A 13175-nucleotide genomic window follows, 5' to 3' on the forward strand; every position below is an offset into this window, starting at 1 on the left:
GACCGTCACGCCCGCGGCGCCACGTTCCCGCAGCAGCAGCACGGCGCTGTCCAGCATCCGCTGCTTGGTGCCCCGCCGATCCGGTCCGCTCATCACCAACTCCCTCGACTCGGGAGTATGACAGAGACCATAATCCGTGTCACGGGCGAACACGGCGAGCGGACCCGTTCACGTGCGCCGGCACGGTGTCACGTTCTGGAACTCGGTGCCCGCACTCGTCCAGCTGCTGGCGGACAACGCCTCCCCCGGCGATCTCGCCACGCTGCGCACCGTCGTGATGGCGGGCGACTGGATCCCGCCCGACCTGGGTGCCCGGCCAGATCGTGGTCGGCAGCGACGTCGGCCTGGCCCACGGCTACCGGCGCGACGACGAGCGGACCAGGGAGAAGTTCTTCCGCCTCCCCTCGACCGGCGAGCGCGTCTACGCGACCTCGGCCGCTACCTGCCGGACGGCACGATCGAGATCCTCGGCCGGGACGACTTCCAGGTGCAGGTGGGTGGTCACCGCATCGAGCTCGGCGAGATCGAGTCCACCGCCGAACGCCACCCGGACGTGCAGTCCTGCGTGGTCGTGGCGACGGACTCGGCGAGCGGCGGCAAGCGCCTGGTGTGCTTCGTCGTGGGATCGCCCGAGATCACGGACTTCCTCAAGGCCCAGCTGGGCGGCGACTCGCTCACGGGCACCCGCTACGCCCGCAAGCTCAGCGAGACGTTCGACGTGTCGCTCTCGGTGCGCGACGTGTTCACCTCGCCGACGTGCGCGCGCCTGGCCGCGGAACTGGCGCGTGACCAGCGAATCGTGGACTTCGCGCAGGCCATCGCCGAACTGGCGGCCGCCGAGGAACCGGCAGTCGAGCCCGTCGCCGGCAACTAGCGAGCAGAAGGGCCCGCCACCGAATCCGGTGGCGGGCCCGTTTCCCTTGCAGGATCAGCAGTTCCCCAGCAGACCCCAGTAGATCCACACGCCCGCGCGTCCACCCTGGATGTTGCCGTGGGCCCACGTCAGGTCCGGGCCACCGGACTCGAACACGTCGAAACGCCGGCCGCGGTGCACCTGGCCCAGCGGCGTGCCTTCCGGGGTCTTGCGGTAGATGACGTTGTTCTCCTGAACGCAGACGACCGACTGTGCGGACACCGGCGCCGCCGAGGCGGTGGACGCCCCGACCGTGACCAACGTGGCGCCCGCGGCGACGACGGCCGCCATTGCGGTGATCTTCATGCGTGAACTCCCCAGTTCATGAAATTGATTAACGCCGTTCTATCGGCTCGGAGCCGCCCGGTGGGCACGAATGTGATCCAGATCGCTCTTCACCAAACTACTGAATTCGGGCATTCCGGCTAATGGCGTCAATGTTTGTGAAATGCCGTTTTGGAAGCATTAACGCCGCCCAGCAATAGGCCATCCGGATGCTCTGAAGCCATTTTCGACAAAAGTGGGAACTGAGTTCTGAGAGCCTTCGTCGCACCTGTCACGTGCAGCGCGACATCGGCTGGAGGCTCGCCTTGAGTAGTCCGACCCCGAACGGGAACCTCAGCTCCAGCGCGGGGGTCGACCAATGGGTCGCCCAGGCGCGGGCAAAGGCCGAGCGGTACCAGGAAATGCGCGCGCAGGCCGGTCAGCTGTCGGTCACCGAGTCGTCCAAGGACGGCCTGGTGACCGTGTCGATCGACTCCAGCGGCAACGTGACGGACCTGCGGATCACCGACCGGGTGCGGGAGCTGTCCGGCGCGGAGGTGGCGGCGGAGGTCCTGCTGACCATGCGCCGGGCACAGGCGAAGCTGCCGGAGAAGCTCGCCGAGGTGATGGCCACGACCATCGGCGACGACCCCGGCACCGCCGAGACGATCGTCGGCAACTACCGCGCGAAGTTCCCAGAGCCGCCGTCCGACGAGCCCACCCCGCCGGCGAGGCCACCGTCGCCTCGAACCGATGACGACGACTTCGGCGGCGAGTCCGTGATGAGCGAGTCATGACCGGATATCAGGTGGTGACCACCGAGCTGCACAACCACGTGACCTCGGTGCGGAAGGTGGCCGAGACGCTCGGCCAGGCGCTCGACGCCGCGCAGTCCGTGACGATGGGCGTGCAGGCCTACGGGATGATCTGCGGCCCGCTGTTCGTGCCGATCGCGCAGGAGGCCGTCGGCAAGATCGCCGACGAGGTGAAGGCCACCGCCGAGCACTACGAGTCCGTCGAGCAGGGCACTTCGAAGAGCTTCACCGACATCCACGGGAGATTGTCGTGACCAATCCCCTGCTGGCGCAGAAGCAGGACTCGACCAACTGGCACACCGGCATCAACCTGATCGACGACGCGGCGGGTGTGTACGACGCGGTCGAGTCGGGCAGCTGGATCGAGGGCGGCATCTCCGCACTCGGTGCCGGCATGGATCTGCTGACCGTGGCGATGAACCCGGTCGGCACGCTGATCTCCTACGGCCTGAACTGGTTGATCGAGCACGTCAAGCCGCTGAAGGACGCGCTCGACCAGCTCGCGGGCGACGCCGACCAGATCGCCGCCTACTCGCAGACGTGGGCCAACATCGGCAAGGCGGTGGAGGAGGCCGCGAAGAACCTGACCGACGCGGCGACCCGCGACACCGCGCAGTGGACCGGTCCGGCCGCGGAGGCGTACCGGCAGCACGTCGGCGGCAAGATCAACGGGTTGTCCACTGCCGTGACGTGCGCGAACGCGATCAGCACCGTGGTCAAGGTGGTCGGCGTGATCACCGGGGTGGTGCGCGGCCTGGTCCGCGACATGGTCACCCAGGCCGTCGGCGACTTCATCCAGGACGCGCTGGAGGAGGTGTTCACCCTCGGTCTCGGCACCCCGGTGGTGGTCGCCCAGGTCGTGGAGCAGGTCGCGGCGTGGACGGAGAAGATCGGCGCCACGATCAAGAAGCTGATCAACTCGGTCGAGAAGCTGCGGCCGATCATGAGCAAGCTCGAGGAGATCTGGCGCGGCGTCCAGAAGATCATGTCCGAGCTGCACGGGCACGGTGGCGGCGAGCCGCACGTCCCGCACGGCGAGGGCGGCGGCACGCACGTCTCCTCCGCCGAACCGCACACCTCGGCGGGTGAGCACGCCGCGCCGCCGAAGGAGCCCAGCGGCGGAGAAACCCATGTCTCCCAAGCGGACGACGTCGCGGGAGGATCCCACACCGAACCGTCCGGCTCCGAGCACGGCGAGACCAGGACGTCGGGCGCCGACGACAGCATCAGCGGCAACAACAAGGAGCCCGGCGCGAACTCCAAGCCGGAGGAGGGCACGCCGAAGTGCGGTGACCCGATCGACGTGTCGACCGGCGTGATGATCCAGACGGAGACCGACGTCGAGCTGGCCGCCGCGCTCGCCCTCGTGATCACCCGCACGCACAAGTCGTCCTACCGCTCGGGCCGCTGGTTCGGGCCCACCTGGGCGTCCACTGTGGACCAACGGGTCGAGGTCGACGACCACGCGGTGCACTTCGCCGCCGCGGACGGCATGTTGTTGCGCTACCCGCATCCCGCGCCGGGCGCACCCGTCCTGCCGGTCGAAGGCGCGCCGTGGCCGCTCTCCGTCGACGAGGACGGCTCGTACCGGATCACCGACCAGCAGGGCGAGCGAACCCTGCACTTCGCGGCGGTCGCCGGTGAGCGCCGTCCGCTCAGCGCTGTCACCGACCGCAACGGCAGCCGCATCTCCTTCGACCACGACGACTCCGGCGTCCTGACCGCGATCCGCCACTCCGGCGGCTACCACGTCGACGTCGCCACCACCGACGGCCTGATCACCGCGCTGACCCTGCGCGACCAGGCGAACTCCGTCCCGTTGATGCGCTACCGCTACGACGACCGGCGCCGCCTGGTGGAGGTGATCAACTCCTCGCACCTGCCGATGTCGTTCGAGTACGACGACGACGGCCGGATCACGCGCAAGCAGGACCGCAACGGCATGTGGTACCGCTACAGCTACGACGCGGACGGGCGTTGCGTGCGCGGTGAAGGCCGCGACGGAATGTTGAACTACACCTTCGACTACGACTCGGTGAACCGCGTCACGCGCGCGACCGATTCGCTGGGCAACACCACGGTTTTCCAGCTCAACGAACGTTTCCAGGTGGTCAGCGAGACCAACCCGCTCGGTCAGGCCGTCACGTTCGAGTGGGACCTGCACCACCGGCTGCTGGCCAGGACCGACCCGCTCGGCCGCACCACCCGTTACGTCCACGACAAGGCGGGGAACCTGGTCGAGCTCGTCCGTCCTGATGGGACGGTCGCGCGCAGCGAGTACGACTCGCACGGCCGCGCGATCGCCGTGGTCGAGCCAACGGGTGCCGTGTGGCGGCACGAGTACGACGCCGCCGGCCACCTCGTCGCGACCACCGACCCGATGGACGGGCGCACTCGCTTCGAGTACGACGCGATGGGCAACCGGACCGCCACGATCGACGCACTGGGCAACGTGACCCGCGTCGAGTACAACGCCGCCGGGCTGCCCATGAGCATGACCGATCCGTCCGGCGCGGTGACCCGGTACGCCCGCGACCTGTTCGGCAGGCTCACCACCGTCACCGGCCCCACCGGCGCGGTCACCCACTTCACCTGGACCGTCGAGGGCAAGCCGCTGAGCAGGACCCTGCCGGACGGCACGGTCGAGCGGTGGTCCTACGACGCGATGGGCAACCTCGTCGAACGGGTCGACGCCGCGGGGCTGTCCGTGCACACCGAGGTCGGCGCGTTCTCCCGGCCGGTGAGCCGGACCGGGCCGGACGGCGCGCGGATGACGTTCCGCTACGACACCGAACTGCGGCTGGTTGCGGTGACCAACCCGCTCGGCGCGACGTGGACCTACGAGTACGACGCCGCCGGACGCCTGGTGCGGGAGACCGACTTCAACAGCCGGGCTCTCGTGTACGAGCACGACGCCGCCGGCCAGCTCGTCGCGCGGCTGGAAGGTGACGGGACCGGTACCCGGTTCGACCGCGACGCGCTCGGCAATGTGATCACCCAGCGCACTCAGGACGTCGTCACGCGGTTCGTCCGCGACGCGAACGGACGGCTCGTCGCCGCCGGCAATGGTGAGTCCGACCTGCGCATCGAGCTCGACCCACTCGGTCGCGTGGTCGCGGAAACCTGCGACGGCGCAACGGTTTCGTCGGCCTACGACGCGCTGGGCCGCCGCACGCAGCGGCGCACACCGTCGGGTTCGGTGAGCACCTGGGAGTTCACCGGGCATCGGCTCGCGGCCATGCGCACCGCCGGGCAGACCGTGCAGTTCGACCACGACATCTCGGGCCGGGAGGTCGAACGGCGGTTCGGCTCCGGCGTGCGGCTGACCCACGAGTGGGACGACAACGAACGACTCCGCTCGCAGACCCTCACGTCCAGCGGTTCGCGCACCCAGCTCCGCTCCTACGGCTACCGGCCCGACGGCGTTGTGGACGCGATCACCGACCACCTCGCCGGACCGCGGCGGTACGAGCTCGACCCGGTCGGCCGGGTCACCACCGTGCACGCGTCCGGGTGGACCGAGCGGTACGCCTACGACGCGGCGGGCAACCTCGCCGCAGCCGGGTGGCCGGCTCAGGACTCCCCCGAGCCCGACACCGCCGGCGCGCGCGAGTTCGCCGGAACCCTGTTGCGCCGAGCGGGAAACGTCCGCTTCGAACACGACGCCCGCGGCCGTCTCGTGCTGCGCCAGCGGAAGCGGTTGTCGTCCAAACCGGACACGTGGCGTTATCTGTGGGACGGCGCCGATCGACTCGTCGGCGTCGTCACCCCGGACGGCGCGCGCTGGCGGTACCGCTATGACCCGCTCGGCCGGCGCGTCGCGAAGGAGCAGCTCTCCGCCGACGGTCACACGGTCGTCCAGCGGGTGCGGTTCGTCTGGGACGGCGTGGTCCTCGCCGAGCAGCTCGTCACCGACGCCGGCGGCGCGCACAGCACCACCTGGGAGTGGGAACCCGGTCACGTCCGGCCGATCAGCCAGGTCGAGCGCGAACCCGCGCGCGACGGCAGGCAGGAGTGGTTCGACCGGCAGTTCTACGCGATCGTCACCGACCTCACCGGCACGCCGACGGAGCTCGTCGACACTAGGGGCGACGTCGTCTGGAACGCCCGCACCACGTTGTGGGGCATCGCGTTGTCCTCCGGCCAGGCGGGCACCCCGTTGCGCTTCCCCGGCCAGTACCACGATGCCGAGAGCGGGCTGAACTACAGCGTCTTCCGCTACTACGACCCTACGACCGGAAGGTTCGTCAGCAGCGACCCGCTCGGTCTCGGCGGCGGCCCGGACAACCTCGCCTACGTCTTCAACCCGTTGCACCGGGTCGACGTGCTGGGCCTGGCCGGCAGCGAGGACTGCGCGACCGGGGCGTTGAAGAAGCTCGACGACGAGGCGCGCGAGAAGATCCTGTACCGCACCAACGCCCTCGACAAGAAGGGCAGGCCGTACGGCAGTCCCGGCAACCCGAACCCGCCGTCGATCGAGACGTTCAACCCGAGGTTCGAGGACATCCGGGCCGGCGACCTCGAGGGCCACATCAACTCGCGCATGCACGGCCTCTACGACGAGCAGGTCTCCTCGGTCTCCCAGCTGCACAGCGACGATCTGGTCAGATGGCGGCCGGAGGACCCGATCAGCGCCACCCGCGGCGCCGACGGCCTCGCGCTCACCGGCGGCCACCACCGCACCGCCGATATCATCCAGCGCGTCGCGTCCGGAACCCTAGATCCCAACACGATTGTGAGGATCCTCGTCCATGACTGATCTCTCGGATTTCCTCGATCGCGCCACCACGGACGTGGCCGCGACCAGGAAGGTCGGCGCCGAGAGCTGGGCGGCCTACGAGGAGCTGGACTCCGCGACGCGTGCGGCGTTGCGTTCCGCGGCCGCTTTCCTGGGCCACCAGGAAGAGAACACCTCGGCTGAGCCGGCACCGATGGATGCCGCGGCTCGGCGTGGTGTCGCCGCCCTGTTGCTCCTGCGGTTCGCCGTCGACACCGACGAGCCGGTCTGGTCGAGCAAGGCGCTGGAAGACCTCGTCGCAGCGCAACTGGCACTGCCCAGCGGCGGAGTGTGCGATCTCTTCGGCGCCGCGCTCGACCTCTGGGCACGGCACGATCCCGCGCTCAGCCCGGCCGTCGTCAACTTCGTCAGGGCGCTCACCGTGCTGTGCTTCACCCAGCACCGCCGGTCCTACCAGGCTTGCGACTTCACCGGCCTGCTCGCCGAGTTCACCGCACGGCCCAGCAGGGCGGGCGCCTACCTCTTGGCCCACGCGCTCCCGCCGGAGCACTGGGCCGCAGCCCGGCCGGCTCTCCTGGCCGCGCTCGACGGGACGCCCCAGCGGGAGCAGGTCGACCTCCTGCTGAGCGAGGACGACGACTAGGTCAGCAGCTTCCGGATGATGTCGGTGGCGGTGTCGATGTCCGGCGGGGCGCCGGTGATGACGTCGGAGTAGCAGAACGACTCCGCGAGCCGGACCACCGCGTAGGCCAGCTTGGTCACCGGGATGTCTGACGAGTGGCGTTCGGCGTCGATGAGCTCGGCCAGCCCTGCCACGAGACGCGACTGCACCACACCCTGCTGCGAGGTCAGGACCCGCAGCGCGGTTTCCGGGTCGCGTTCGAGCAGCGCGCGCAGGGCCGGTGAGGCGACGGTGTCGCGCATCGCCTGGTCCAGCACGGCGATCACCTTGCCCATACCGCGCTTCTCGCTGGCTTGCCACAGGCGTGCCCACTCCCGGTGGGTGATCGCCCACAGCACCTCGCCCAGGACGCGGTCGCGATCGCCGTACCTGCGGTAGAGGGTGGCCCGGCCGATGCCGGCCGCGGTGGCGAGGTCGCCCATGTCGAGGCGGCTCTCGCGGAGGAACTGCCGCAGTGCGAGGGCGATGACCGGATCCACCTCGGGCTCGGTGGTCAGGTTCACGTTGGTCGCGGCGTGAGACAGCATGTATAAAGTGTCTCACGGAGACATTCTGGCGGAATGTCTCACCAGCGAGCTTGGAGGACGGCATGCAGCGGGTCGTGGGCGTGCTGCCCTTCGCCGTGGCCGGGGCCGCGTTGCTGCTGGATCCGGCCACCACTGGGCCCGCCCGGTGGAACCTGCTGGTGCAGGTCGTGTTGTTCACGCTGGTGGCGGCCATCCCCGGATACCTCACGCGGCACGTGTCGTACGTCGACGTGGCCTGGCCTTGGGGATTGGTGGGCATCGGCGTGGTCACGCTGGTCGCGGCCGACCAGCTCAGCGGGGTCCTCGTCGCGGTCGCCTACCTCGCGATGGGCGCGCGGATGGGGTTGTGGGGCTTGGTGATGGCGCTGAAGCACGGGTGGTGGACGCCCGGCGCGCCCAAGGTCGAGCTGCCCCGGTACCGGTATCAGCGGCGGCGCTGGGAGCGGCAGGGGTTCCGCAGCGAGACGTGGTCCGTGCAGTACGAGATCTGGTTGCAGGGACTGGCGAACGCGACGGTGCTGGCCGTGCCCGCGTTCGTCGTCGCCGCTGATCACGAGCGGACGCTGTCGGCCTGGACGGTGGTCGCCCTGGCACTGTGGGCCGGGTCGTACGTGCTGGAGTCCGTGGCCGACCGCCAGAAACAGCGCTTCGCGGCCCGCGGCGAGCGAGGCACCTGCGATCGTGGGCTGTGGCACTACAGCAGGCACCCCAACTACTTCTTCCAGTGGATGCAGTGGAACGCTTTGGTGCTGCTCGCGCTGCCGTCACTGCTGACCCTGCTCCCGGACACCGCACTGCCGGTGTGGGTGTTGCTGGCGCTGGGCCTGTGCCTCGTTTCCTGGACGCTGTTCGTCACGCTCACCAAGCACACCGGCGCTCGTCCCGCCGAGTACTACAGCGTGCAGAAACGGCCCGACTACAAGCATTACCAGGCCACCACCAACATGTTCTTCCCCGGCCCCGCCAAGAACACGAAGTGAACTGTCCGCTGTGGACACCGGCGGATTCCTGCGCTCGCAAGGAAATTCATTCCATTGACCACGGCATGATGCCGTGCCGATACTGGGATCGGCGAATGGTCCATACCATTTGCCGAATCCCTGTGAGGAGACTCGATGAGGAGAATTTCCTTGATGTCACTGGCTGTCTGCGCCGTCCTGGGCGCGCAGACGGCACCCGCGGCCCAGGCCGCGACGCTCACGAACACCTTCGAACGGCCGGCCTACGGGAGTGCTTACACCAGGGCCGAGTGGGCGAAGGACGGGTTCGCGTCCACGTTCGACGTGGGCATGGCCAGCCGGACGATGATCGACACGGCCGTCAGGCGGTCGGGGTCGAAGTCGTTGCGGTCGTTCTACCCGGCCGGGCAGATCAACCCGGAGAACTCCGGTGCGTCAGCGGATCTGGCGATACCCAAGGCGCGGGAGTACTGGCTGCGGCAGTGGGTGCGGTTCTCGCCCGACTTCAGCTGGGGCGGCACCGAGTTCGGCGGCAAGATCGGTCTTGGGCTCGCGGGCGGCAGGCGGTGCTCCGGCGGGCAGGCCTGCGACGGCTACAACGGCTTCACGGTGCGGTTCGCGTGGGGCCGCGACGGCAAGGCGATCCTGTACTTCTACCACATGGGCAAGAGCGGGCAGTTCGGTGACTCGTTCCAGCTCAGCCCCAGCGGCAGCCTGTACAGCTACCCGCGCGGGCAGTGGATCGAGCTGAAGATGCGGGTGCGCGTCAACACCGTCAGCGGCAGCACCGCGAACGCCAACGGCGAGATCCAGGCGTGGGTGAACGGCGCGAATGCCGGCAGCCGCACCGGACTGCAGTTCGTCCGCAACTCCGACCAGATCAACTTCGCCTACTTCTCGTCGTTCTTCGGCGGCGACCGGCAGACGTTCGCCCCTACGCGCAACTCGTACATCTGGTACGACGACGTGCGTGTGCAGACAAGTCCTATCTAGCAACGAACGGCCGGGGCGCGCAGCCCCGGCCGTTCGCTTTTCTATCCGACCGTGAACGTCACCTCAAGCAGATCGCCGTGCCGGGTGACCGAGCTGACCGGCTGGTTGTTCAGCTCGACGGTGCGGACACCGGGAGCGTGCACGGTGATCGTCACCTGGCCTCGATCCGCGGTGCGCCCGACCGCGAGCCGCAGCGTGCTCCCGTCGAACACCGCCGAGGCGTTCTCCAGCTTCTTCGACGCCGACAGCCAGGTGCGTCCGTCGACCTCGACCGACTGCCGGTTCAGCAGGTCGATGCTCAACGGCCGGTCACCCGCCCTGCGCAGCAACGCGTAGCCGCCGTCGTACAGCACGTCGTCGCGTCGATCACCGGCCAGCCGCACTCGGACATGGCCGTCCCGCAGGCGTTCCGCGGCGACGATGGTGCTCGGGGCGGCCGCCGACCTGGTCTCCAACAGGGTGGTGAACCGGGTGCTCGCGCCGTCACGACGTGCCAGCACGAACGGGATCTGCTTGCCGTCCGTGGCCAAGCCAGGCCCGGTCGTCTGCACCACGTGCGTCGAGGCCGGTTCGAGCGCTCGCAACGACAGCACCGACTGCGGTGTCTTCCACTCCGCCTGCCACGTACCGCTTGAAGACCCTTCTGCCACGAGGCGGAGCTTGTCGTAGCCGAAGTCCTTGTCGTTCGGGTCGAGCACGCACGTGCCGCACGCCGGCGGGGTCATCGCCGCGCCGGACACCGTCAGGTCGCCGACGCCGTGCCAGGACTGGTCGAACCGGTGCGCCGACGAACCGCGAGCGTCGAAAACGTCCACTGTGTACTCGTCGGTCATCAGCTCGGCCCTGCGCAGCGAGACGTCCGGGATCGCCGCGTAAGGCCTGTCCGCCTTGGCGTCGACCACCTTCAGCCGTGGCGTGGTGCCGAAGTACTCCAGCGCGCCGCGGATGTTGCGGTCCTGACTGCGACCGTCGACCACGACGGTGTTGTGCGACACCGACTCCCGGTACCAGTTGTTGGTCAGGTCGGCGTTGTCGGCGCCGTAGATCTGGCCGAGGTCGGTCGACTGCAGCCCGCCCCCGCCGACGACGTCGAGATGCAGCTTGTCGGCGTGGCCGTGGGTGCCGCCCGCGACGCCGTGGTCGAGCCGGAGGGCGTTGGCCTGGAACGGGTCCACCGCACCGGAGAAGCCGAGCCGCACGTCGTCGAACAGCGCGACGCCCGCCGCGTTCTCCACCACCAGCGAGATCCTGGCGGCGATCGCGTCCTTCGGCACGTCCGCGGAGATCGTCCGCGACTTCCACCCGAGCAGGTCGTGGAACCTGGTCACCACGGGCGCCGACACCCCGGACGGCGTCACGAACGACAGCTCCAGTGCCGCGCCACCGTTCTCCCGCAACGGGATCAGCGGGGTGAACGTCCGCGCGTCCAGCTTCACCGACGTCACGTTCCCGCCGGTCACCGGAACGTCCGTGGTCCACGCGCCGCGGTTCAGGCCGCCAGTGATCTTCGCGGCCGACGAGCCGCGATAGGCCAGCGGCGACAGTTCCGCCGATCCCTGCTTCGTCCACCCGGCAGCCGAGTCCTCGAACCCGCCGGAACCCAGCAGATCGTCCGCGAACAGATCGACATCGTCCACCGTGACGTCACCCCGCACGGACAGCTTCACCGCACGGGTCCACGGCGGCACGTCCATGCCCTGCTCACGGGCCGCCCCGTCGATGGTCAGCGACGACCTGCCGACCTCCCAACCGTGCTCGCTGAGGAAGACCGCCTCGATGCTGCCCTTGCCCTTCGCCATCGCCTGCAACGTCACGTGTGGGATCCGGGTGCCGTCGAGCGGGAACTTCTGCCACGTCGAACCATCGCCCTGCTGCCAGAACGCGGGCTTGCTCGCGTCGGTCAGCGACTTCTCCTCGAAACGGGGGTTCGGCACCAGGTTCTGCGCGTTCGACGAGCGCAGCACCGTCTCACCGAGCCCGCCGAACGTGGCGCTGGGCTGACGTGGGCCGCTCAGGCTCGGCAGCGAGTCGACGCCGAACCGCAGCGCCCACCGGTCCGAACGCGGACGGCCCAGGTTGTTGTAGGCGTAGGACAACCCGGTCGCGAAGTCGCGCGAACCGTACTCCGCGTACGCCCACTCGGCCATCGCCGAGAAGCTCGGACCGAACCGCCTGCCCCACGTACCACCGTCACCCGCCGCCGGAATCGTCAGATCCGGATACAGGTAGGGCAGCAGAGTCGTGTGCATCGAGCGGAACCGTTCGTCCACCGTGTAGTCGCGCTCGCCCAGGTTGCGAGACGAGATCGCGAGAGAAGTGAGCGCCTGCAACGCGTACACGTGGTAGCTCGCCGCGCCCTCCCACCACCAGCCGTCGGACATCCGCGCCTTGTTCAGCAGGAACTCGGTGTCCTCCAGAGCCCACTTCCGCAGGCCCTCGTCACCGATCGCGGACCCGATGCCGTGCACCGCCGCGGCGGTCCAGGCCTCGAAGTTCGACGTCACCGTCGGGTACGCCTGCACCAGATCGGCCAGCGGCTTCAACAGGTTCAGCGAGATGTCCACCCGGTCGGACTCGGGCAGCGTGTCGCGGATCAGGTCGTAGCCGTCGATCAGGCCGATCGCGGCCACGGCCTCGTCCAGCGACTGGTAGTGCACCCGGCCGTAGATCACGTTCATCGGCACGGACAGGAACCGTTCCGCGTAGTACGCCAGGATGTCCCGCGCCTTCGCCGCATACCTCACATCACCCGTGACGCGGAAGGCCAGCCCGAGGTCGGCCGCGGCCTGGGCAGCGTTGTTGTGCCAGATCTCGATCCACGCCGAGTCCAGCAGCTCGCCGGTGTAGGTCTTGCCGTCGATCGGGCACCGGTGCAGCTTGGGCGAGTCGTAGTTGAACTCCAGCGAGGTGTTGGTGCCGGGGCACTTGAAGTTGCCGCTCCAGCCGCCGTGGTTCACCGGCTGGTCGAGCGGCCGGGTCAGCCACGCGTCCGCCTCGGCCTTCACCACCGAGTCGAACGCCTTGTGCGCCCAGTCCTGCCCCGAGATCCGCTGCTTCAGCGCGTCGAGCTGCGCAGGCGTGCTGTAGACCCGTGGCGCGCCACCGGGAGAAGTCGCCTGCTCGGCTTTGAACGTGGCCTGCTGCACCAGAGTCACGTCACCGGCGGGAGTCGCGGTCAGCACCCCGGACGACCCGGCGGCGAGCGACACGGACACGATCGTGGATTCGCCCGGCTGCAACACCGGCGTCGTCGCCGGAGTCACCGAGCCGGAACCGTCCACGGC

Annotated in this window: 10 protein-coding genes; 7 read left to right on the forward strand and 3 right to left on the reverse strand. The window is 69.0% G+C overall.

The genetic code is table 11. The features are described 5' to 3' along the window. Positions 1 to 172 precede the first annotated feature (172 nt). Positions 173 to 874, forward strand: coding sequence for a non-ribosomal peptide synthetase (locus UK23_RS36130; RefSeq protein ID WP_045316252.1), 702 nt, complete (start codon positions 173 to 175; stop codon positions 872 to 874). A gap of 54 nt (positions 875 to 928) precedes the next feature. Here UK23_RS36130 and UK23_RS36135 read toward each other — a convergent pair whose 3' ends face one another. Next, positions 929 to 1219, reverse strand: coding sequence for a hypothetical protein (locus UK23_RS36135; protein ID WP_045316253.1), 291 nt, complete (start codon positions 1217 to 1219; stop codon positions 929 to 931). A gap of 284 nt (positions 1220 to 1503) precedes the next feature. Between UK23_RS36135 and UK23_RS36140 the strand changes: the two genes are divergently transcribed. Genes UK23_RS36140 through UK23_RS36155 form a run of 4 tightly spaced genes read left to right on the forward strand, consistent with a single transcriptional unit; the run spans position 1504 to position 7373 of the window. Beyond that, complete coding sequence (locus tag UK23_RS36140; RefSeq protein ID WP_045316258.1) at positions 1504 to 1974, forward strand: YbaB/EbfC family nucleoid-associated protein; 471 nt, start codon at positions 1504 to 1506, stop codon at positions 1972 to 1974. After that, positions 1971 to 2246, forward strand: coding sequence for a hypothetical protein (locus UK23_RS36145; protein WP_045316254.1), 276 nt, complete (start codon positions 1971 to 1973; stop codon positions 2244 to 2246). Before UK23_RS36140 ends, UK23_RS36145 begins: the two co-directional genes overlap by 4 nt. Continuing rightward, complete coding sequence (locus UK23_RS36150) at positions 2243 to 6751, forward strand: DUF6531 domain-containing protein (RefSeq protein WP_052685373.1); 4509 nt, start codon at positions 2243 to 2245, stop codon at positions 6749 to 6751. The genes UK23_RS36145 and UK23_RS36150 overlap by 4 nt, the downstream gene beginning before the upstream one ends. Beyond that, on the forward strand, positions 6744 to 7373 hold the full coding sequence (locus tag UK23_RS36155; RefSeq protein ID WP_045316255.1) for a hypothetical protein: 630 nt from the start codon (positions 6744 to 6746) through the stop codon (positions 7371 to 7373). Before UK23_RS36150 ends, UK23_RS36155 begins: the two co-directional genes overlap by 8 nt. Here UK23_RS36155 and UK23_RS36160 read toward each other — a convergent pair. Then, positions 7370 to 7939 (reverse strand): QsdR family transcriptional regulator, encoded by a 570-nt coding sequence (locus UK23_RS36160; RefSeq protein ID WP_052685374.1) that lies wholly within the window; start codon positions 7937 to 7939, stop codon positions 7370 to 7372. The two genes, UK23_RS36155 and UK23_RS36160, sit on opposite strands and share 4 nt — an antisense overlap. Positions 7940 to 8001: 62 nt before the next feature. On the opposite strand from UK23_RS36160, the gene UK23_RS36165 reads away from it, so the two are divergent. Further along, positions 8002 to 8919 carry a DUF1295 domain-containing protein gene (locus UK23_RS36165; protein WP_052685375.1) on the forward strand — a complete coding sequence of 306 codons (918 nt, stop codon included), beginning with the start codon at positions 8002 to 8004 and terminating at the stop codon, positions 8917 to 8919. A 135-nt stretch (positions 8920 to 9054) separates the two neighbouring features. Next, on the forward strand, positions 9055 to 9891 hold the full coding sequence (locus tag UK23_RS36170) for a polysaccharide lyase (RefSeq protein WP_045316256.1): 837 nt from the start codon (positions 9055 to 9057) through the stop codon (positions 9889 to 9891). Between the two features lie 41 nt (positions 9892 to 9932). On the opposite strand, the gene UK23_RS36175 is transcribed toward UK23_RS36170, so the two are convergent. After that, on the reverse strand, positions 9933 to 13175 hold a 3243-nt coding region (locus UK23_RS36175), incomplete at its 5' end, for an alginate lyase family protein (RefSeq protein WP_196778047.1).

Origin of the sequence: Lentzea aerocolonigenes (assembly GCF_000955955.1) — a bacterium.
Taxonomy (GTDB): Bacteria; Actinomycetota; Actinomycetes; order Mycobacteriales; family Pseudonocardiaceae; genus Lentzea; species Lentzea aerocolonigenes_A.